19 protein-coding genes and 1 tRNA gene are annotated in these 20,029 nt (G+C 66.1%); 7 read left to right on the forward strand and 13 right to left on the reverse strand.

Annotation, left to right across the window (positions count from 1 at the left end; genetic code table 11):
* Position 1: 1 nt before the first annotated feature.
* Positions 2-799 carry a uroporphyrinogen-III C-methyltransferase gene (cobA, locus tag C486_RS11570; protein ID WP_008456287.1) on the reverse strand — a complete coding sequence of 266 codons (798 nt, stop codon included), beginning with the start codon at positions 797-799 and terminating at the stop codon, positions 2-4.
* Between the two features lie 14 nt (positions 800-813).
* A complete protein-coding gene (gene hemC / locus C486_RS11575) occupies positions 814-1,953 on the reverse strand; it encodes a hydroxymethylbilane synthase (protein ID WP_008456290.1) in 1,140 nt (379 codons plus the stop codon).
* Between the two features lie 207 nt (positions 1,954-2,160).
* On the opposite strand from hemC, the gene C486_RS11580 reads away from it, so the two are divergent.
* Entirely contained in the window at positions 2,161-2,526 is a 366-nt protein-coding gene (locus C486_RS11580; RefSeq protein ID WP_008456291.1) for a group I truncated hemoglobin, read from the forward strand.
* Between the two features lie 188 nt (positions 2,527-2,714).
* On the forward strand, positions 2,715-5,030 hold the full coding sequence (locus C486_RS11585) for a nitric-oxide reductase large subunit (protein WP_008456294.1): 2,316 nt from the start codon (positions 2,715-2,717) through the stop codon (positions 5,028-5,030).
* A gap of 138 nt (positions 5,031-5,168) precedes the next feature.
* On the opposite strand, the gene hemL is transcribed toward C486_RS11585, so the two are convergent.
* The 3 genes from hemL to hemB form a co-directional block, all read right to left on the reverse strand.
* Entirely contained in the window at positions 5,169-6,623 is a 1,455-nt protein-coding gene (hemL, locus tag C486_RS11590; protein WP_008456297.1) for a glutamate-1-semialdehyde 2,1-aminomutase, read from the reverse strand.
* 216 nt (positions 6,624-6,839) lie between these two features.
* Positions 6,840-8,540, reverse strand: a complete 1,701-nt coding sequence (locus C486_RS11595; protein WP_008456299.1) for an ammonium transporter — start codon at positions 8,538-8,540, stop codon at positions 6,840-6,842.
* A gap of 492 nt (positions 8,541-9,032) precedes the next feature.
* Positions 9,033-10,046 carry a porphobilinogen synthase gene (gene hemB, locus C486_RS11600; RefSeq protein ID WP_008456300.1) on the reverse strand — a complete coding sequence of 338 codons (1,014 nt, stop codon included), beginning with the start codon at positions 10,044-10,046 and terminating at the stop codon, positions 9,033-9,035.
* 225 nt (positions 10,047-10,271) lie between these two features.
* Here hemB and C486_RS11605 point away from each other — a divergent pair, with 225 nt between their 5' ends.
* Positions 10,272-10,595: a 4Fe-4S dicluster domain-containing protein gene (locus C486_RS11605; protein ID WP_006184912.1), complete on the forward strand. Its 324-nt coding sequence runs from the start codon at positions 10,272-10,274 to the stop codon at positions 10,593-10,595.
* A 16-nt stretch (positions 10,596-10,611) separates the two neighbouring features.
* Here C486_RS11605 and C486_RS21015 read toward each other — a convergent pair whose 3' ends face one another.
* Together C486_RS21015 and C486_RS11610 are read right to left on the reverse strand one after the other, a co-directional pair.
* Positions 10,612-10,776, reverse strand: coding sequence for a DUF6757 family protein (locus C486_RS21015; protein ID WP_006183007.1), 165 nt, complete (start codon positions 10,774-10,776; stop codon positions 10,612-10,614).
* Between the two features lie 56 nt (positions 10,777-10,832).
* Positions 10,833-11,612 (reverse strand): PHP domain-containing protein, encoded by a 780-nt coding sequence (locus C486_RS11610; protein ID WP_008456301.1) that lies wholly within the window; start codon positions 11,610-11,612, stop codon positions 10,833-10,835.
* A 158-nt stretch (positions 11,613-11,770) separates the two neighbouring features.
* Here C486_RS11610 and C486_RS11615 point away from each other — a divergent pair, with 158 nt between their 5' ends.
* A complete protein-coding gene (locus C486_RS11615; RefSeq protein WP_008456303.1) occupies positions 11,771-12,058 on the forward strand; it encodes a DUF5789 family protein in 288 nt (95 codons plus the stop codon).
* Between the two features lie 53 nt (positions 12,059-12,111).
* Here C486_RS11615 and C486_RS11620 read toward each other — a convergent pair whose 3' ends face one another.
* Entirely contained in the window at positions 12,112-13,173 is a 1,062-nt protein-coding gene (locus C486_RS11620) for a zinc-dependent alcohol dehydrogenase family protein (protein ID WP_008456305.1), read from the reverse strand.
* Positions 13,174-13,263: 90 nt separating this feature from the next.
* Positions 13,264-14,271, reverse strand: a complete 1,008-nt coding sequence (locus C486_RS11625) for a DUF5784 family protein (RefSeq protein WP_008456307.1) — start codon at positions 14,269-14,271, stop codon at positions 13,264-13,266.
* A gap of 172 nt (positions 14,272-14,443) precedes the next feature.
* Here C486_RS11625 and C486_RS21335 point away from each other — a divergent pair, with 172 nt between their 5' ends.
* The gene (locus tag C486_RS21335) at positions 14,444-14,617 is read left to right on the forward strand and encodes a DUF5786 family protein (RefSeq protein ID WP_006184906.1); all 174 of its coding nucleotides are present in this window, start codon (positions 14,444-14,446) and stop codon (positions 14,615-14,617) included.
* On the opposite strand, the gene C486_RS11630 is transcribed toward C486_RS21335, so the two are convergent.
* From C486_RS11630 to C486_RS11640, 3 genes are read right to left on the reverse strand one after another with little or no spacing between them, the layout of a single operon-like run.
* A complete protein-coding gene (locus C486_RS11630) occupies positions 14,614-15,351 on the reverse strand; it encodes a DUF7530 family protein (RefSeq protein WP_008456309.1) in 738 nt (245 codons plus the stop codon). The two genes, C486_RS21335 and C486_RS11630, sit on opposite strands and share 4 nt — an antisense overlap.
* Positions 15,348-16,301: an NAD(P)H-binding protein gene (locus C486_RS11635; protein ID WP_008456311.1), complete on the reverse strand. Its 954-nt coding sequence runs from the start codon at positions 16,299-16,301 to the stop codon at positions 15,348-15,350. The genes C486_RS11630 and C486_RS11635 overlap by 4 nt, the downstream gene beginning before the upstream one ends.
* Before the next feature lie 30 nt (positions 16,302-16,331).
* A complete protein-coding gene (locus C486_RS11640; protein WP_008456313.1) occupies positions 16,332-17,312 on the reverse strand; it encodes a YkgJ family cysteine cluster protein in 981 nt (326 codons plus the stop codon).
* 122 nt (positions 17,313-17,434) lie between these two features.
* Here C486_RS11640 and C486_RS11645 point away from each other — a divergent pair, with 122 nt between their 5' ends.
* On the forward strand, positions 17,435-17,680 hold the full coding sequence (locus C486_RS11645) for a DUF7561 family protein (RefSeq protein ID WP_008456315.1): 246 nt from the start codon (positions 17,435-17,437) through the stop codon (positions 17,678-17,680).
* Positions 17,681-17,852: 172 nt separating this feature from the next.
* On the opposite strand, the gene C486_RS11650 is transcribed toward C486_RS11645, so the two are convergent.
* A tRNA-Gly gene (locus C486_RS11650) sits at positions 17,853-17,941 on the reverse strand.
* A gap of 203 nt (positions 17,942-18,144) precedes the next feature.
* Here C486_RS11650 and C486_RS11655 point away from each other — a divergent pair.
* Entirely contained in the window at positions 18,145-20,010 is a 1,866-nt protein-coding gene (locus tag C486_RS11655) for a helicase C-terminal domain-containing protein (RefSeq protein WP_008456318.1), read from the forward strand.
* Positions 20,011-20,029: the final 19 nt, after the last annotated feature.

The raw sequence follows: 20,029 nt of genomic DNA on the forward strand, positions 1-20,029 counted from the left end.
GTTACGCCTCGTCCTCGGCTGTCCCGTAGTCGGTTCGTAAGCAGTCGACGATCGACTCGCGCGTGCCGGCGACATCGCCGATCACCGTTATCGCGGGCGGGGAGATACCCGCCTCGTCACGGGCGTCGACGATGGTCTCGAGGGTTCCCGTCGCGACTTGCTGGCCGGGCCAGGTGCCCCGTTCGACCAGTGCGACCGGCGTCTCGGGAGCCATGCCGGCCTCGAGCAGCGCTTTCGTGTAGTCCGGCAGCCGGCCGACGCCCATCAAGACGACGATGGTGCCGCCGGTCGCGGCCAGGGCGTCCCAGTCGACTGCCGATTCTTCCTTCGTGGGGTCCTCGTGGCCCGTCACGAAGGAAACTGAGGAGGCGTGATCGCGGTGCGTGACTGGAATCCCGGCTACCGCGGGTGCGCCGATCGCCGACGTGACCGCTGGGACGACCTCGAACGGCACGTCGTGGGCCGCGAGGTACTCCGCTTCCTCGCCGCCCCGACCGAAGACGAAGGAGTCCCCACCCTTGAGCCGGACGACGGCGTTGCCTTCGCGGGCGAGTTCGACCAGCCGCTCGTTGATCTCCGACTGGGGCGTCCGCTCGCCGCCGGCACGCTTGCCGACATCCTCGCGGCGGTCCTCGGGGAGCATGTCGATGATTTCGGGGCCGGGAAGTTTGTCGTGGAGGACGACGTCCGCGGCCTCGAGCAGCCGCTTCGCCTTGACGGTCAGGAGGTCGGGATCACCGGGGCCGCTGCCGACGAGGTAGACGGTGCCCGAGTCGACGTCGCTAGCGTTGTCTGACATTCGGTACTCGCTAGCTATTTCCCCGCGGGCTTATCTTCCTCGGAGGCGGTCCCGTCGTCGCCGCCGGCCGCCTCGCGAGCCTGCTCGATCAGTTCCGCCGCGCCGCGGTCCGCGAGGTCCCGTGCGAACTCGCGTGCGGCGTCGGCGTGCGTCTCGACCGGCAGGTCCCGGCTGGCGGTCACCGACTCCTCGCCGTCGCGGTCGAAGACGCTGACGTTCGTGTGGACGTACTCGCCCTGCACGATCGCGTAGATGCCGACCGGCGCGATACAGCCGCCGCCGAGTTCCGACAGAATCGTCCGCTCGACGGTCGTCTCGACGCGGCTTCGCGGGTGATCGATGTGCGTCTGAATGTCCCGAGCCGTCTCCCCGTCGGGCGCGGTCACCGCGAGCGCCCCCTGTCCCGGTGCGGGAACGAACGTCGACGTCGATAACTCCTGATAGTCGACGTAGTGGGCGAGTCCGCTGCGCTCGAGGCCCGCGCCCGCGAGGACGATGGCGTCGTACTCGGTCTCGACCTCGCGGCCGAGCGCGCCCTTCTCGAGTTCCGAGAGATCGTCGAACCACTCGTCGACCGTACGGTCGTACTCGGGCTCGAAGTCCTCGTTGCCAGTGTTGCCCTTGCGCTCTTTGTCCGCCTCCGAGCGCTCCTGGTGTTCCGCTTGCAACGCGGGCGCGAGCAACTTCTCGAGGCGCGTGTCGACGTTCCCGCGCAGCGGCTCGACCTCGAGGTCCGGCCGCTCGGAGAGCAGTTGTGCGCGCCGGCGAAGACTCGAGGTCCCGACGGTCGCGCCCGATGACAGTTCCTCGAGCGTCGTCCCGTCGGGCGTGACGAGGACGTCGCCGGGCCGTCCCCGTTCGGGGACCGCGGCGGTCACGAGGTCCGCGGGCTGCTCGGTCGGCATGTCCTTCATCGAGTGGATCGCGGCGTCGAGTTCCCCTTCGAGGACGCGTTCGTCCAGTTCGCGGACGAACGCGCCGGTCTTCCCGAGTTGATGGATCAATTCGTCTCTGATCTGGTCCCCCGTCGTCTCCACGGTAACGAGTTCGACCTCGTACCGCCGGTCCTCGAGGGCCTCCTGTACCAGGGTGGCCTGTCGCCGGGCGAGTGTCGACCCCCTCGTCGCCAGTCGCAATGTCCCACGCGTTCTCATAGGGTGCAGTCGGTGCCTCGAGTATGAAAAGCGTACGCTTGTCCGACGCGGGAACGCGCGCGCTATTTCCACCGGCGCGGAATCGAGTTGCGCGATGGAACGGCTGCGTTGGCTCCAAACTCACTTGGTTGGGATTGTCACACAGCATTTTCGCGAAACACGTTCGGGGTGCTATTTATAGTATTTGACGGCCGATGGTTCGACCGAATGGCAGACACCCTCTACGAGCGACTCGGCGGTGAAGACGCGATTACGGCTGTCGTCGACGAATTCTACGACCGCATCATGGCGGACGACCAGGTCGCCGGCTACTTCGACGATGTCGATATGCAGAAACAGCGCGCACACCAGGCCCAGTTCATCAGTTCGGTCACCGGCGGTCCGGTCGAGTACGACGGCGGCGAGATGGAAGCCGTGCATGCGGACATGGGCATCACGCCGGCGGACTTCCAGGCCATCGCGACGCACCTCGACGACGCGCTCGCCGACTTCGACGTCGACGAAGCCGACCGCGAGTCGGTTCTCGAGGAAATCGCGAGCTATCAGAACGCGATCGTCACGGCTGCGGACTGACTGGTTCTGTTCGTCCCGCTTCCGGGAGCGGGTCGGAGCCCTCGACCGCCGTCGATCGGCGGACAGTTGCGGGGATCGCTACGAACTCACGTCCCCTAATAGCGCCTGCGAACGTGTTCGGACCTTCTTCCATATTGTAGGAACTACTGGCTTATTTGAGGGGGGTTCAGGTTCGAGCTACGATTGTCATGCAGATATCCAGAAAACAACTCGCCATGTTTCTCGCGACGATTTTCGTCGTGAACCTCGTCGTCATGGGCGGCGGGGCGTGGCTCTCCTACGAGAACGAACCGGAGATCCCTCATACGATCGTCGGTCCGGACGGCGAAACGGTCGCGACGAGCGACGACGTTCAGTCCGGGAAGGCGGTCTTCCAGGAGAACGGCTTGATGAACCAGGGATCGATGCTGGGCCGCGGTAGTTACTACGACGTCGACTACACGGCCGATACCCTCGAGTTGAAGACCGACTACATGCGCGACTACTACGCGCAAGAAACGTACGAGACGGCCTACGAGGACCTCGAGACGCCCGAACAGGCCGCGATCGACGAGACGGTTCGCCAGGAACTCCAGTCGAGTACCCACGGCGAGCACGTCGAGTACTCCGCGGCGGAGACGTACGCCCACGAGCAGGTGCGTCAGGACTACGTCGAGACGTACCACGAGGGCGACCGCGAACGGGGGATTCAGGAGGGACTGATTCCGACCGAAGAAGAGGCCGAGCAGTTCGCCGACTTCGCGCTGTGGACCGCCTGGATTTCCCACACCGACCGTCCGGGAACCGACGTCTCGTTTACGAACGACTTCCCGTACTCGCCGGCCGCGGGTAACGACGCCGGCGGGGCCGTGATGACCTGGAGCGTCATCGCGATGGTGTTGCTGGTCGCCGGTGCCGGGATCGCGATCTGGCTCTACCAGGCCGTCGAACTCCCCGAGCCGGAGGCCGGGGGCGTCTCGATCCCCCATCCAAAGGAGATCGATCTGACCCCGAGTCAGCTACTGAGTACCAGATTCATCCTCATCGGGGCGGTGCTGTTCGTTCTCCAGACGTTCCTCGGCGGTCTGCTCGCCCACTATTACATCGAGCGCGACGGCTTCTTCGGCCTCCGCGAACTGATCGGGTTCGATATCCTCCAGTGGCTCCCGTGGTCGATCGCCCGGACCTGGCACGTCGACCTCGGCGTGCTCTGGATCGCCACGATGTGGCTCGGTGCCGGACTGTTCCTCGCGCCGCTGTTGACGGGCCACGAACCGCGCAAGCAGGCCCTCTACGTTAAGGGCCTGATCGGTGCGTTGCTCGTCGTCGCCGTCGGCGGCCTGGCCGGTATCTGGCTCGGTATCAACAACGTCTTCGACGGGCAACTCTGGTGGCTCCTGGGCAACGAGGGACTTGAGTACGTCGAGATCGGCCGTATCTGGCAGGCTGGCCTGCTGGTCGGCTTCCTCGGTTGGACCGCCCTCGTCGCACGCGGGTTCAAACCGTTACTCGACCGCGAACCCCACTACGGGCTGGCCCATATGATCGTCTACGCGGGCGGGTCGATCGGCCTGCTGTTCATGGCCGGCTTCCTCTACACGCCCGAGACGAACTTCGTCATGACGGAGTTCTGGCGCTGGTGGGTCGTCCACATGTGGGTCGAAGGCGTCTTCGAGTTCTTCATCATCGTCGTGATCGCGCTGACGCTGGTCTCGATGAACCTCCTCACCAAGAAATCCGCCGAGAAGGCCGTCATCTTCCAGGCCGCGCTGGTCATGGGCAGCGGCATCATCGGCGTCTCTCACCACTACTGGTGGGCCGGCCTCCCCGAGGTCTGGCTGCCGATCGGGAGCGTCTTCTCGACTCTCGAGTTCATCCCGCTGCTCTTTATCCTCTACGAGGCGCTGGGACAGTACCGTGCGATGGACTCCGCCGGAACGGACTTCCCCTACCGGATGGCCTTCTACTTCATCGTCGCCTCGTCCGTCTGGAACTTCTTCGGAGCCGGCGTGATCGGCTTCTTCATCAACCTGCCGGTGATCAGCTACTTCGAGAGCGGGACCTACCTGACGGTCGCCCACGCCCACGGCGCGATGTTCGGCGCGTTCGGCTTCCTCGCGATGGGGATGGCCGTCTACATCCTCCGGGTGACTACCCGTAACACCCACTGGTCCGAACGCCGGCTACGCTGGTCGTTTTGGCTGTGCAACCTCGGCCTCGCGGTGATGTTGGTCCTGTCGTTGCTCCCCGTCGGCCTCCTCCAACTCGAGACCGCGTTCACACAGGGGTATGCCGCCTCGCGGAGCCTCGAGTTCTACAACGGCGGGCTCATCCAGACGCTGTTCTGGCTGCGTATGCCCGGTGATACGCTGTTGATCCTCGGAGCGATCCTGTTCGCCTGGGACGTCGTTGCGAAACTCCTCTTCCAGCGGAAGGCGACCGCCGAGGAGACGAGCGGTCACGTCATCGCCGACCGAATCTTCGGCGACCGCAGCCCGGCCGATCCGGTCAGCGACGACGACTGATGTCGTCGCTTCCGTTCCGTTGTCGCCGTTCGACGCTCGAGCGGCCCCATGAGCCGCGTTGTCGCGACGGGTCGGATTGAGGCCGGTGTCGGCAGCAGGCCCGCGAAACGCGTCGAGGAGGAGTCGACCGGGACGCGGTCAGAGCGCTTCCTTGTACGCCTCGAGTGTCTCCTCGACGTCCGCGACGGTGTGGCCGTAACTGACGAACTGACACTCGAACTGGTTCTGCGAGAGGAAGACGTCCCGGTCTTTCATTTCGCCCCAGAAGATGCGCCGCCAGCGCTCCGTCTCGGCGTTTTTGACGTCCGCGGCGTTTTTCGGACAGAAATCGTAGCGCGGACAGGTCGGGTCTTGCCGACAGCCGGCCTCGCACTGTTCCTCGAGCGAGTCCGGACCTGGCCCGTCCCGCGTGAAGATTACCTTGAACATGCTATCGGTTCCGGTGACGGTATAGCTGGGGGCCTGATCGGCTACGATGTCGGTCAGCCCGTGCCGGAGTCGGTCGCCGAGCCCGTTGACGTGGTCGTAGACGTCGTTCGCGGCGGCGAACTTCAGCGTCTCGAGGCCGGCGGCCATCGTGACGGGGTGCCCCGAGAAGGTGCCGGCCTGGAAGACGTTGCCGGAGGGCGTGAACTGCTCGACGATTTCGGCGCGACCGCCGATCGCGCCGACGGGGAAGCCGCCGCCGATGATTTTGCCGAACGTCGTCAGGTCCGGCGTGACGCCGAACTCGCTTTGTGCACAGCCCAGCCCGCCGACGCGGAAGCCGGTGATGACCTCGTCGAAAATCAGCAGGGAGCCGTGGTCGTCGGTGATCTCGCGGAGGAACTCGTGGTAGCCCGATTCGGGGTAGACGATCCCGTAGTTACCCAGAATGGGTTCGGTGAGGACTGCCGCGATGTCGTCGCCGTGTTCTTCGAAGACCTCGCGCATGGCGTCCTCGTCGTTGAACGGGACGGGAAGGGTGTGCTCGGAGAACGACTGCGGAATCCCCGCGGAGGACGGTTTCGGATCGGCGGCGTCGCCCTCGACTAGCGTCGACTCCTGGGCACCGTGGTAGCCGCCCTGCATGACGACGATCTTGTTCCGGCCGGTGTACCCCCGTGCGAGTCGCACGGCGGAGGNGGCGTCGCCCTCGACTAGCGTCGACTCCTGGGCACCGTGGTAGCCGCCCTGCATGACGACGATCTTGTTCCGGCCGGTGTACCCCCGTGCGAGTCGCACGGCGGAGGTGGTGGCTTCGGTCCCGGAGTTGACGAACCGGATCTTCTCGACGCTGGGGACGTGGCGGACGACGAACTCCGCGAGGTCGACTTCGACCGGCGTGGGCGTGCCGTACATCGGTCCCTCGCTGGCCTTCTGCTGGATGGCGGCCTGGACCGGCTCGGGGAGGTCGTGACCCAACAGCAGCGGGCCGAGTCCCATCACCCAGTCGATGTAGCGGTTCCCGTCGGCGTCGATGACGTGACCGCCTTCACCCTTCCGGACGAAGAACGGATAGGGCTCGATCGCCGCGCGGACCGCGGAGTTGACGCCGCCGGGCATCACCGATAGCGCCCGGTCGTACAGCTCGCGTGAATTATCCTCGGTCATGCGCGGTCTTTCGCAGTCGTGGGGCAAAGTAGTACCGAGGTTCGACGCCGACCCGCCGGCGGAGCTGCCGAACGTGTGCGCGTGGGGTCGTTCCCGCGGCCGATCACCCGCCGCTCGTGGTCGCTCGAGAAACCGCGAGAACCGGACGGGACCGCATCGATTTCCGGCGTCCCCGATCGAATCGACGGGGACCGCACGGTCGGCCGCGGCCCGAATTCAGACGGCGTCGGGTCCGGTCTTGCCGGTGCGGATCTGCGTCGCGCCCTCGACGGGCATGACGAAGATCTTGCCGTCGCCGGGTTCGCCGGTTTCGGCACCCTCGCGGATGGCATCGACGACTTCCTGGGCGGGGATGTCGGCGACGACGCATTCGATTTTGACCTTCTGGTGGAGATCGACCGTGTACTCCTCGCCGCGCCATTGGCCTTTCTTCGCGGGCTGGGAGCCGCGACCGGAGACGTTGGTGACGGTCAGCGACGGTGCGCCGGCTTCGGCCAGTGACTGCTTGATCGCGCCGAGGCGGTCGGGACGGACGATCGCGGTGACCATCTTGATCCGCCCGTCGTTCGGCTCGCCGCCGTCGGAACGGATGCTCCCCTCCGTGTGGCCGCCATCGGTGGCGATGTCGGGCTGGCCGAACTCGGGGTAGGTGTCGACGCCGTGTTCGGAGACGTCGAGGCCGTCGCGTTCGTGTTCCTCGGAGACGCGGGCCTGTCCGACGATCTTGAACGCGCCGAAGACGATTGCGGTCGCAGCGACCGTCCAGACGGTGATCACGGCGACGCCAGCGAGCTGCGCCGCGAACGCGGCCCCGACGCTATCGACGACGCCCGGTGCCGCCACGAACGGGAACAGGAGCGTTCCGATGATACCCGCAGAGCCGTGGACGGGGAAGACCGCACAGACGTCGTCGATCTTCAGGGAGTCCTCGACGAACTCGAAGACGATCGGCAGCTGCGCGCCGGCGATGCCGCCGACGACGAACGCGCCCCACCACGCAGTGGTGTCGGGGATCGCGGTGATGCCGACCAGACCGGCGAGCAGGCCGTTCGCGACGTAGAGCGTATCGACCTTGCCGGTCTTGAGCCACGCGACGAGGCCGGCTCCGATCGCACCACACGCCATCGCGAGCGTCGTGGTCAGGGCGACGCGGCCGACGGTCGCGAAGGAAGCGAGCGCGAGGTCTCCGGACTCGGTGACCTCGAAGACGGTCGCTGCGGTCCCGACGTTGAAGCCGTACCAGCCGAACGCGAGGATGAGCGTTCCGAGCACGGCGAAGGTCAGCGAGTGGCCGGGAATGACGTTCGCACTGCCGTCGTCGTTGTACCGGTCCATGCGCGGACCGAGCACCCAGGCAGCAGTGAGACCGGCGATGCCGCCCATCCCGTGGACGATCATCCCGCCGGCGAAGTCGTGGAACCCGGTTCCGATAACGTCACCGAGCACGCCAGCCGCAGTGAGCGGTCCTGCCGTGCCCCACCCCATCCCGGCGACGACCGGGTAGATGACCGCGGCCAGCACGAAGGTGTAGCCGACGTACGCGCGAAGTTTCGCACGGCCGGCGACGGCTCCCGACACGATGGTCGCCGCCGTCATCGCGAAGACGGCACCGAACAGCCAGTCGACCCACGCGTTCGGGTTTTCGGCGGCCAACGTCAGCGAGAACCCATCGCCGCCGACGACGCCGGAGATCGCCGCCCCGATCAGGAAGAACACGGCGACCCCGACGCTCCAGGTCAACAGGTTCTTCGTCAGCTGGTTGGCGACGTTCTTCGAGCGCACCTGCCCCGCCTCGAGCATGGCGAAGCCGGCGTGCATGAAGAAGATCAGGAAGGTCGCGACCAGCACCCACAGGAGATTGACTCCGTCGGCGATAACCTGTGGGTCCACGTCGGTCTGCAGGAGCGTCGGCTCCATCAGACGCCCACCCCTCTCTCCCGGTCACTGCTGCCCTCATTCACCATACGATCGTTCTCTTTTAGTGCAGCTCCGTTCATGATCGTCCTCTTAATCACGTTCAAGTCGATTGTCTCTACTCTATTTAAGCATTAGCGTTGATGAATGGGCGAAATATTTGCTGTAATAGGTTTGTCCGTCCAATGCTAAAGCAGGTTTAATGTGTATAAGGGCATTGAAACTCACGACTTTTTCGAGCGGCAGTTATATTTTACCAGTTTGTCAACCGGGACCGGGTGTCGAACAGCTTGAAATCGAATGGCTTCCCCTGGATCGTCGCCTGAACGGGCCGTCCCGACGCGACTGCGCTCGCGCGCGGCAGATATTGCCGCCCCGTCACGCGATCCGAGAATGATATTGACGTTCGTCTAATCGGCCGTTCCCAGCGGCAGAAAGTGGTCGGTTTCGCTTCGGTGACTCACACGAGCGAATCAGCAGCGGTCGATACCGTCCCTACAGCTGCTGTGCAACGTCTTCGGCGAAGTACGTCACGATTACATCCGCACCTGCCCGCTTGATCGACAGCAGCGATTCCGTGGCGACTGCCTCGAGGTCGAGCCAGCCCTTCTCGGCGGCGGCGTGAAGCATGGCGTACTCGCCGGAGACGTTGTAGGCGGCGACGGGGTGGTCGAACTCGCGGCGGACAGTGCTGATGATGTCGAGATACGGGAGTGCGGGTTTGACCAGCATCACGTCCGCACCCTGTTCGGCGTCCAGTTGAACCTCCCGCATGGCTTCTCGCGAATTCGCGGGATCCATCTGGTAGTGCCGGCGGTTCCCGAACGCGGGCGCGCCGTCGGCGGCGTCCCGGAACGGGCCGTAGAACGCGCTCTCGTACTTGGCTGCGTAGCTCATGATCGGGACGTGGTCGAATCCCGCGTCGTCAAGCGCCGACCGGATGGTGCCGACCATCCCGTCCATCATCCCGCTCGGGGCGACCATATCAGCGCCCGCACGAGCGTGTGAGATACTGATCTTCTCGAGTGCCGCGAGCGTCGCGTCGTTGTCCACGGTCGTCGTCGGTTCGCAGGCCGGTCCGTCCGCAGCGACCCCGTCCTCGCTGCGTAGCTCCTCTTCGAGCGGGCCGCAGTGACCGTGATCGGTGTACTCACAGAGGCACACGTCGGTAATGACGTAGGCGTCCGTCTCGCTGGTGATCCGTCGCACCGCCTCCTGCACGACGCCGTCCTCGGCCCAGGCGCGGCTCCCCTCGGGGTCCTTCGATTCCGGGATACCAAAGAGCATGATCGCCTCGACGCCGGTCTCGAGGACCTCCTCGACGCGGGCGACGATCCCGTCGATCGGCACGCGATCATGGCCGGGCATCGACTCGATGGGGACGCGCTCGTCGGTCGTCGCATCGACGAACACCGGCGCGATGAGATCGGCGGGCTCGAGGCGCGTCTCGCTGACGAGGTCGCGAACGCGATCCTGTCGGAGCCGCCGGGGGCGATGGGTGAGATCCATATTCGTGTTTTCGAGAGGAGTCGCAAAAGCGCCTCGCTCGCGGATCGCTCCTCGTCGCTGTCGGTCCGGAGCCGCCATCCCGACCGGCTGCGGTGTCGCTCGGCGACCCACTCGGTCGTCCCACGGCCCACGACGGCCGCTGTCGCGTTCCGCCGGACCCGTCGCAACGCGCGTTGCAGCGAGTACGCACTTTTAAGTACGCGTCTCACATTTAAGCTGCTAGCAATGGCCATAGACCCACAGTTCCACGAGAACCGCGACCAGGTCGACGAACACGAGGGACACTCGGTCTGGGGTCCCGTCGATGAACCCGAAGAACTCGGTATTCACGGGACACACGTCGCCGTCGACTTCGACATCTGTCTCGCCGACGGTGCCTGCGTCGAGGACTGTCCCGTCGACGTCTTCGAGTGGATCGACACGCCGGGTCACCCCGAGAGCGAAGAGAAAGCCGATCCGGCGAACGAAGCACAGTGTATCGATTGTATGCTCTGTGTCGACGTCTGTCCGGTCGACGCCATCGACGTCGACGCCGGACGAACGGCCTGAACCGACGCGGCGACGCTTATTCGGCGCGATCGACGTCGACTTTCTCCTTCAGGCTCTCGAGCCCATCGGCTTCGGCGAGCTCCTGTAACCGCTCGCGGAAGTGTTCCTCGCAGAGGCCGACTTTGAGTCCGTCGGACTCAGCCGCAAAGGCAGCCTCGCGGTCACAGTAGTGGCAGTTCATATCCCGCTGTTGGGACCACGTCACATTGAACCCTCCGCTAGCGGCCAGGATTTGGGTTAGTCGTCTACCAACTCGAGTCGGTCGTACGCGCGCCGGGAGAGGCCGTCGATTCCCAGGCGGTCGTCGTGGGCGTCGCTGCCGCCGGTCGCGAGCAGGCCGTGGCGATCGATGGCCCGCTCGACCGGCTCGCGGTCGACGTCCCGGCCGTAGGGATACTGGAGTTCGACGGCATCGAGGTCGGCCGCCAGCGCGAGCGCGCGTTCCGGGTCCCGGTATCGCAGCGGATGCGCAAGCGAGACGAGCCGACACGACTCGGCCAGTGCGTCCCGCCCCGTCTCGAACGACGGGACCTCTCGGGGCACGTAACACGGACAGTCGGAGCCGATGAGGTGATCGAACGCGCCCTGATAGTCGTACTCGGTTTCGGGGTGAGCGTCGATCGCTCGCGCGATGTGTGGTCGCCCGAACCCGCCGTCAACGGTCACGTCGAGATCGATCCCCAGTCGCGACTCCACGCAGTCGACGATCGCCCGCCCGCGTTCGATCCGGTTGTCCTGAATGTCGGTGAGAATTGCCGCGAGCGCCGCGCTCGGCTCGAGCCCGTACCCCAGCAGGTCGATCCGCTGTCCCCCCGGCGTCTCGACCCGCAACTCGATTCCGTGGACGAGCGTCACGCCGTCGCGCTCGACGACCGGCCCGTCGAAGGGCTGGACCCGATCGTGATCCGTCACCGCGACGACCTCGACGCCGCCGCGGCGAGCGGCCTCGGGGACCGCCTCGAGCGCGAGGCTGCCGTCCGAGCGGGTCGTGTGGACGTGTAAATCCGCGTATGGCATACGGTATCCGAACGGCCCCGCTCCTAAAGGCATTTCTTCACTCTCGGCCCCGATCGGCCCGATCTCTAGAGACCTACTAGGTGTATTAGGTATCCAGTGCTACTAGGAAACATGGATGGACAATGTTTATAATTATCGTTCACGTGAGATAGCGTGTAATGCTGCTCAATGGCACCGGCGAGGTCATCGACGACCACGAGTACCCAGCGACAACCGAGGAACTGATCGAGGAGTACGGCGATCGGACCCTCGAACTCCCGAACGGGACCGAGACGGTCAGCGATGTACTCGCCCGCCTCGAGCCCGAAACCTTCGAAAATTCGGAGGATGCGCGCTTTGCGGTCTATTTAGCGGTCAGTGACAAGGCCGTCGGCCGCGTCGGCTACAGCGACCGCGATCCGACCCCAGTCGGTAGCCCGTACTCGCCCGACGCGGTTTCCTTCTAGTCGAACGCTTTCCACGGGCGTTTCGATCGCTCGAACCCCGCGGGAAACGCTTCTTAGAACTCGTCGATGACCGGGATGCCGACCGTCTCGAAGTCGGTCATCGCGTCGAGTTTGTCGCTGACGTCCTCGAGTCCGATGGTCTCGGAGACCACGCGTTCGGGCTCGAGTTTGCCCGTCGCGACCATCCGGAAGATCTCGTCGTAGCGAGTCGGCGGCATCCCGAGCGAGCCGATGAACTCGATTTCGCCCATGACCATCGCGTCGGTCGGGAGGTGAACCATGCCCTGTTCGTCCTGGGTCGTGAGCCCGACCTGGATGTGCTGGCCGCGCGTCTCGAGGCTCATGACGGAGTTCTGGCTGGTCGTCTCGATTCCGAGGGCATCCATCGCGACGCCGGCCCCGCCGTCGGTGATCGCTTTCACCTCGCCGGGGACGTTCTCCGTCTCCTCGGCGTTGATCGTCTCGACGGCCCCGAGTTCGCGGGCCTTCTCGAGTTTCTCGTCTTTTAGGTCGACCGCGACGACGTTGCCGCCCAGCGCGTCGGCGATGTGGACCGCCGAGAGGCCGACGCCGCCGCAGCCGTGGATCGCCACCCAGTCGCCCGCGCCGATGTCGGCCCGGTGGGCGAGTGCGTGAAACGAAGTCATGAAGCGACAGCCGAGGCCGGCCATGTCGACCGAGGAGACACCGTCGGGGAGGGTGACGAGGTTGTGGTCGGCGACGGGGACGTGGAGCTGTTCGGCGAACGCGCCCTGTGCCTCCTCGATAAAGCCAAGCGGCATGACGTTCTCGCAGGTGTTGGAGTGGCCCCGCTGGCACTGCGGGCAGACCCCGTCACCGAGATTGAACGGGACTGCGACGTGGTCGCCTTCGGCGATCCCCTCGACGTCCTCGCCGACGGCGACGACGCGTCCGGCGGGTTCGTGGCCTAGAATCTGTCCGGGCTCGGTCTCGAGGCCGAGCCACCCCCAGTCACCCTGCCAGCCGTGCCAGTCGCTCCGGCAGACGCCGCAGGCTTCGACCTCGACGATCGCGCCTTCCGGCGTGGGGTCGGGCGCGTCGACGTCTTCGATCGACAGCGGTTCACCGTGTTCCTCGAGGACTGCTGCACGCATGCATGTGGCTATCTGTCGCATACTATAAATAGAATACACTTCGTTGCAGTGGCTGACGGCGTGCGGAACGGTCGTTTTGCGTCGCCCGGGTCAGTCCAGCAGCGTCATCGCATCGCCTAACTCGAGGGGAACTGCACCTTTCCGATACCCCTCGACGTGACCGCTGGGCCGGACGCGGTAGACGACGGCGGGGCGGTGGCGTACGTCAGGCTGTTCGCCCCGAACCGCAGCCCAGGCGTCGTCCCGGAAACTCGAGCAGTCGACGAAGAGGACGGCACCGCCGCCGTGTTCGGCCAGTTGGCCGTTGGTCTTGGTCTCGGCGGTGTCGCGGACGGCCGCAACGGGGCCGGCGGCGGCGCGGTTCCCCGGCGGTTGCGGGCGCGTGACTTCCACGAGGGCGGTGGTGTCGGCGTTCTCGGCTCGGAAGTCCAGCGAGTGTCCGGTCGTCACTTCGATCTCCGGGACCAGGTCGTAGCCCGCGTCGGTGAGGATCTTCGCGGCGATGAACTCGGCCATCGCGGCGCTCATTCGGACGCGGTCGACGTGGTCACTGGTGCCGAGTTTGCCCGACATGACGTGTCGATACTCGTCTAAGACGCCGGTCCGGAGGACGTCCTCGAAGAAGCAGGTTGTCTCCCGGCGGCCGGCGTCGGGAAAGCCGCCGGCGTGGTCGCGGAAGAACGAGCGGGTCGAATCGCGACCGTCCTTCGACATGAACACCGGCAGGAAGAACCACGAGAGGTGTGGGTAGTCGGCGAGCCAGGGGTCAGCCTCGTGCAGCGTCGCGAGCAGTTCCCGTTGGGTCCACCGCGCGACGTGATAGGGGACGTTTCGCCAGCCGAACTTATCGGTTTTCCAGAGCGCGGAGGGCGTCTCCGTGTTCCCCATCCAGTAGGCGTCAGCGTCGTTCCGTGCGAAGAGCGCGACGTCGCCGTTTTCCATCTCGAAGCGGTGTGTCCGCCAGTCGCCACCGCACTTGAACCACGGCGAGACTTCCCGAGCGCCGATATTCGAACGGAGCGGCTGGAGGATATCGCGTTTGACTCGCCCGTCGCTCCAGGACTGGGGCGAGTAACGAAAGCGAAGCGGCCGTGCCACGTTCGATACTACGCCGCGGGGAGCCATATATCGTTCGCTGTACCAGCGGACAGTCGCTCGCTCGACGACCGAATCAATCACCACACGGGCCGGAACACGTTTCAGACGGCCAATTGGTGTGATGGACCGTTACATTAATAATCGGCAGCGCCGTACTGTGTCTATACTAGCCATGTCAATGGGTGCCTATGACGAAGACGAGCACGAGCGCCGCGAACAACAGGCCTCGAGGGTCGACGCCGATTTCGACGACGAGCGGACGATCTACCACGGCGAGGTCGAATACGATTCCGGTGACTCCGCCGAGGACTTGCTCGATACGTTCGAGGAGATCAAGTCGAACTAGCGGTGATCGACAGGCCCCGTCCGGCTCGTTTTTCGCCGTCCCTGCCCCACGATCGAGAGCGTCGCGACGATCAGGACCGCGACGACGTGGCCCACGACCGCGACGAGCAACACCGTGTGCCCCGCGACGAGTGGCACTAACAGCAACTGCACCGCCGCGAAGCCGACGTTGATCGCGTCGATACGCTGGTACGCTCGTGTCGGCTCCGGTCCGAACCCGTAGGAAATCGCCCGCCACAGCCCGACGACGCTCGCCCACCAGCAGGTCCCGATCCGATACACCACGTCCCAGAGGACGAGCAACGCAAGTCCGACGGCAAGCGCGGGCGGCTCGGCCCCGAACAGCTCGGTCAACAGCGACGACGCCGCGTTGCTCCCCCTCGGATCGACGACGAACAGGTAGGTGACGAGCGCCACGAACGCGAGCACACCGAGGACGACGTCGATACTCGAGCCGAACAGCAACCGCCGGTAGGCCGTCGGGGTGGGCAGTTCACGGACGCTCCGGCTGAACCGGAGCATAAGCCAGCTCCCGATCGTCGCGACGACGACGGCGACCGTCCCGGGGACCACCGCCCCCCAGAGGTTGTAGGCCGCCGCGACGGCGACGATTGCCGCTTCGAAGCCGAGAAACTGTATCCCGATCGCCGTCCGACTCGAGACGCGAACGCCGGGAATCGTCCCGAGGAGGCTCTCGTAGACCCACGTCTCGCCGTACTCGAGCGACCGCGTCATTTCTCGCCTCGCTTCGGCGGGACCGTCGCCCCGGCGCGGTCGACCGCGTCGGGATCGTCCGATGCGAGGCCGACGGCTCGTCGAACCGCGACATCGAACGGGATCGGCTCGAAATCGACGAGTCCTTCGAGGCGGTCGTCCGTGACGACGACGCGGTTGCGAACGCCTTCGATCAACGGGGAGGCGACCTCCCGGGGAACGTCAGTGACGAGCCCGACCCAGTGTGCCGAGAGTCGCGGACTCAACACCGGGACGGGAACGATAAGCGGGGGGCGACCGGTCTCGATCTCGGCGGTCTCGAGCAGCATCTCGCGGTAGGTGAGCACGTCCGGCCCGCCGATTTCGTACGTTTCGCCGGCCGTCGCCGGGCGCTCGAGGACCGCCAGACAGTACGCGATCACGTCGTCGATCGCGATCGGTTGACAGTCGGTATCGACCCATCGTGGCGTTATCATCACCGGGAGCCGCGTCGCGAGTTGGCGCACTAATCGAAAGCTCGCGCTGCCGTCGCCGATGATGACCGCCGCCCTGAGGACGGTCACGTCGGCGGTCCCTTCCCGGAGTATCGACTCGACCTCCCGGCGGGAGGCGAGATGACTCGAGAGGGTGTCGGCATCGTTGCCGAGCCCGCTCAGATAGATCACGCGCCCCGTGCCCGCGTCGCTCGCGGCCCGTTCGAAGTTCCGTGCGCCCCGCCGGTCCCGGTCGGCGAAGTCGCCGCTTGCTCCCATCGCGTGGATCAGATAGTAGGCGACGTCGACATCCGACAGCGCGTCCTCGAAGCTGCCCGGCTCAAGGACGTCCCCTTCGACGACGGTGATCCCGTCGGGCGGCTCGTAGCTCTCGGCGTCCCTGACGAGGACCGTCACGTCATGTGTCGTCTCCGCACGGAGCGCGGCGACGAGCCGCTGCCCGACGAACCCGGTCGCACCCGTTACCAGCACGCGCATACCTCGCATTTGGACTGCAGGGGCTTAACGTCACTCGCGGGCTCCCCAGCCCGGCGTCTCGGGTGCCCCCCGGTCGACTTCGATGGCGTCGGCGATCGCCGGCGACGGTTCCGTCTCGCCGGTCGCCCGGCGGTGCCGGTGCCAGTCGCGGATCGCCGGTCCGACCCACGAGCCGTCGCCAGCCGCCTCGAGCACCCGCGCTTTCGCCCACTCGTAGTGGTGGTCGGAGATCGCCAGCGTGCCAGGACTCGAGGCGGCGGCGACCGCGATGAGTTCGGCGCGATCCCGTCGGGTGAGGTCCCCCGTCGCGGCCCGGTCGACGAGCCCAGTGAGATCGCCCGGGCGGGGATGACAGAAGAGCTTCGCGCCGATCGCCCGCGGCCCGAGCAGCAGGCCGTCCGGATCGTCGTGTGCCGCCTCGAGCAGACGCTCGCCGCCGAAGGTCGCTTCGACGCGCTCGCACTCGGTCTCCTGCTCGAGCGCGAGGTTGCGGTTCGGATACGCGCCGCATTCGTCGGGATAGAGTTCGCGTTCGTGGATGCGACACTGCAGCGTCGTCGGATCGAGAAAGACGCAGGCCGGCAGCCACGTCGCCTCCTCGCGACCGAACGGGGCGACCGGCTTCGGCGGCCGTCGGAGCCCGATGACGAAGACCGGCCGGCCGGCGACGGCTGCGAGGGTGTGGCCGTCGATCTCGACGCCGTCCTCGTCGTTACGGGCGCGCCAGAACCGCGGCCGCAGGGCGGCGGCCATGCCGCACTCGAGGAACGCCCTCCCCTCGTCGCGGGTCAGCGGGACGACGGTGGCACCGTCGTCGAGGGGCTCTCGCGAGGCTCCCTGCTCGGTGTCGGTCCGGTCGACCGGGACGTGCAGTCGCTTTCGTCCGCGGTCGGCGTCGGACCCGGTGCCACCTTCGGCGTCGTCTCGAGCGGCGGCCGCCGCCGGATCGCTCTCGAGGAGCGGTCGCCAGTCCAGACAGCACCCGGCACAGCCCGCACAGTTCACCTCCATATGCGGCGCTACGGTGCTGTCTCCCATAACCGCTATGCGGGATCTCGCCACCCGAACGGTGCGACTCGGACGGCCGGTCGCCCGGGAGAACGTCTTTGCCCGTCGGGAACCCACGGTCGCGTATGTCGAAGGCTTCCTGTGACGGCTGCGGCCGAACGGTCACCGTTTCGGGCGGGATCGCCAACCTCTGGTCGTTCGGCACCGATGCCGGCACCGTCGGGACCGCGATAACCCTGGAACTCGAGGACGGGACCTCCCATCTGCTGTGTTACCCGTGCCTCGAGGCCGTTCCCGACTATCCGACTACTGAGGACATCGAACGGCTAGAGCAGGTCGATAATGAGACCTCGCGGCTCGGCGCGCTGTAACCTCCTGGCGGGAGTCGTGACTGGTGTGTCGAATCCGGAAAATGGCGGGGAGTGGGGAATGGAAGCGAACGTGACGGTACTGGCGTACCGCCCTCGCCGAACACACACGACCGCGGTCCACAACCACAACCGCGGTCCACAACCACAACCGCGGGCCGATCGCAGCCGCGAGCGGAAGGGGTGGGAGTCGAACGCCACGAGGCGAAATGCCGCCGCGGAACCAGGTGGCACCGCGGTGCTCTACCGCTGAGCGACCCTTCCGCAGGTCGATCCGACGGCGGCGGTCGTCTTTGTAATCGGGCGGCTACCCGCCGGCCCGCCGGTCGTCATCGATCCGTAGGTGGTTGATACCGGTCGGTAGCTGCCGCTTTCGACTTCGGGTGCCGGCCGTCACGGCTCGGCCGATTCACAACGAGCGCGACGGTCCGCAGCCTTTAGGACGCGGCCGCGCCCTGGATCGAACGGTGAATACCGAGCGGATCTTCGAGGCGTTCCCCGCACCGAGCTATCGCGGGACCCAGGAGCAGGCCCTCCGGGACGTTCGCGATGCCTTCGCGGCCGGCAACGATGTCGTGCTCGTGCGCGCGCCGACGGGGAGCGGCAAGTCCCTGCTGGCCCGCGCCGTCGCCGGCTGTGCCCGCCGCGCGGGTGAGGGGGCCCCCAGCGACGCGACGGGTGCGTACTACACGACACCGCAGGTCTCCCAACTGGACGACGTGGCCGCCGACGATCTGCTGGCGGACCTCAACGTCATCCGCGGGAAGTCGAACTATACCTGCATCCTGCCGGACGAACGCGATACGCCGGTCAATCAGGCACCGTGTGTGCGCGAACGGGGGTACGACTGCTCCGTCAAACACCGGTGTCCGTACTTCTCGGACCGTGCGATCGCGTCGAACCGCGAGATCGCGGCGATGACGCTGGCCTACTTCATGCAGACTGCCGGCAGCGAGGTCTTCCGCAAGCGCGATGTCGTCGTCGTCGACGAAGCCCACGGCCTCGCCGAGTGGGCCGAGATGTACGCGACCATCCAACTGGGACCGCGAACCGTCCCGTTCTGGGACGAGTTGCGCGTTCCCGAGGTCGACGACGTCGAGCGGGCCGTGCGCTACGCCGAGAGCCTCGCGGGGACGTGTACGCGCCGCAAGGACGACCTGCTCGCACAGGACTCGCTCTCGCCCGCCGACGTGCGCGAACGTGACCGCTTGCAGGAACTCATCGGCGAACTCGAGTGGTTCGTCTCCGACTACCGCGACCCGCAGAGCCCGACGACGTGGCTGATCGATCAGTCCGAACGCCAGTCCCGCGACGCCGGCAGCGCTGGAGCCGACGACGAACCACAGGGCGGGCCGCTGACGATCAAGCCGATGAACCCCGAGAAGTACCTCCAGCACACCGTCTGGGACCGGGGCAACAAGTTCGCACTCCTCTCGGCGACGATCCTCAACAAGGCGGCGTTCTGCCGGCAGGTCGGGCTCGACCCCGACGACGTCGCCCTGGTCGACGTCGAACATACCTTCCCCGTCGAAAACCGACCGCTGTACGACGTCACCCAGGGGAAGATGACCTACGACGAGCGCGACGAAACCACGCCGAAGATCGCCCGGACGATCGTCCGGCTGATGCAACACCACCCCGACGAGAAGGGCCTGATCCACGCCCACTCCTACGACATTCAGGAGCGACTCGCCGATCTCCTCGCGGACTTCGGCGTCGGTGACCGGGTGCGAACGCACGACCGAGACGGCCGCGACGCCGCGCTCGAGGCCTGGAAGGCGAGCGACGACCCCGACGTGTTCCTCTCCGTGAAGATGGAGGAAGCGCTGGACCTCAAAGGCGATCTCTGTCGCTGGCAGGTCATCTGTAAAGCGCCCTTCCTCAACACGAGCGACTCGCGGGTGGCCCACCGACTCGAGGAGGGACAGTGGGCGTGGTATTACCGGACGACGCTCCGAACCGTCATGCAAGCCTGCGGGCGCGTCGTCCGCGCGCCAGACGACTACGGCGCGACGTACTTGGCGGACTCGAGTCTGCTGGACTGTTTCGATCGCGCCCGGACGGACATGCCGGACTGGTTCGAAGCACAGGTCGATCGGCTATCACGACCCGACCTCCCAGCCTTCGACCCGCGGGCCGCGCTCGGCGGGCGGCACGCCGAGTCGGCCGGTCGATCCAACACCCGTTCGAAACGCGGGTCGACACGACGGAGCCGAGCGGGCGGGACGGACTCAGACGGCGGCCACGGCGACCGGTCGTCGTCCCGATCGCGACGGTCGAGCGGGTCCGCCCGATCGAGCCCGGTGGCGGACGTCTGGGATACGGAGAACTAGTGCGGTCGGCGACTCGGGA

The organism is Natrinema gari JCM 14663 (assembly GCF_000337175.1).
In the GTDB taxonomy this organism is placed as follows: domain Archaea; phylum Halobacteriota; class Halobacteria; order Halobacteriales; family Natrialbaceae; genus Natrinema; species Natrinema gari.

Bases quoted from the DNA above. Each gene is read 5' to 3' on its own strand.
- cobA (WP_008456287.1), bottom strand. From the start codon at position 799: ATGTCAGACAACGCTAGCGACGTCGACTCGGGCACCGTCTACCTCGTC.
- hemC (WP_008456290.1), bottom strand. From the start codon at position 1,953: ATGAGAACGCGTGGGACATTGCGACTGGCGACGAGGGGGTCGACACTC.
- C486_RS11580 (WP_008456291.1), top strand. From the start codon at position 2,161: ATGGCAGACACCCTCTACGAGCGACTCGGCGGTGAAGACGCGATTACG.
- C486_RS11585 (WP_008456294.1), top strand. From the start codon at position 2,715: ATGCAGATATCCAGAAAACAACTCGCCATGTTTCTCGCGACGATTTTC.
- C486_RS11595 (WP_008456299.1), bottom strand. From the start codon at position 8,540: ATGGAGCCGACGCTCCTGCAGACCGACGTGGACCCACAGGTTATCGCC.
- hemB (WP_008456300.1), bottom strand. From the start codon at position 10,046: ATGGATCTCACCCATCGCCCCCGGCGGCTCCGACAGGATCGCGTTCGC.
- C486_RS11605 (WP_006184912.1), top strand. From the start codon at position 10,272: ATGGCCATAGACCCACAGTTCCACGAGAACCGCGACCAGGTCGACGAA.
- C486_RS21015 (WP_006183007.1), bottom strand. From the start codon at position 10,776: ATGAACTGCCACTACTGTGACCGCGAGGCTGCCTTTGCGGCTGAGTCC.
- C486_RS11610 (WP_008456301.1), bottom strand. From the start codon at position 11,612: ATGCCATACGCGGATTTACACGTCCACACGACCCGCTCGGACGGCAGC.
- C486_RS11615 (WP_008456303.1), top strand. From the start codon at position 11,771: ATGCTGCTCAATGGCACCGGCGAGGTCATCGACGACCACGAGTACCCA.
- C486_RS11620 (WP_008456305.1), bottom strand. From the start codon at position 13,173: ATGCGTGCAGCAGTCCTCGAGGAACACGGTGAACCGCTGTCGATCGAA.
- C486_RS21335 (WP_006184906.1), top strand. From the start codon at position 14,444: ATGTCAATGGGTGCCTATGACGAAGACGAGCACGAGCGCCGCGAACAA.
- C486_RS11630 (WP_008456309.1), bottom strand. From the start codon at position 15,351: ATGACGCGGTCGCTCGAGTACGGCGAGACGTGGGTCTACGAGAGCCTC.
- C486_RS11635 (WP_008456311.1), bottom strand. From the start codon at position 16,301: ATGCGCGTGCTGGTAACGGGTGCGACCGGGTTCGTCGGGCAGCGGCTC.
- C486_RS11640 (WP_008456313.1), bottom strand. From the start codon at position 17,312: ATGGAGGTGAACTGTGCGGGCTGTGCCGGGTGCTGTCTGGACTGGCGA.
- C486_RS11645 (WP_008456315.1), top strand. From the start codon at position 17,435: ATGTCGAAGGCTTCCTGTGACGGCTGCGGCCGAACGGTCACCGTTTCG.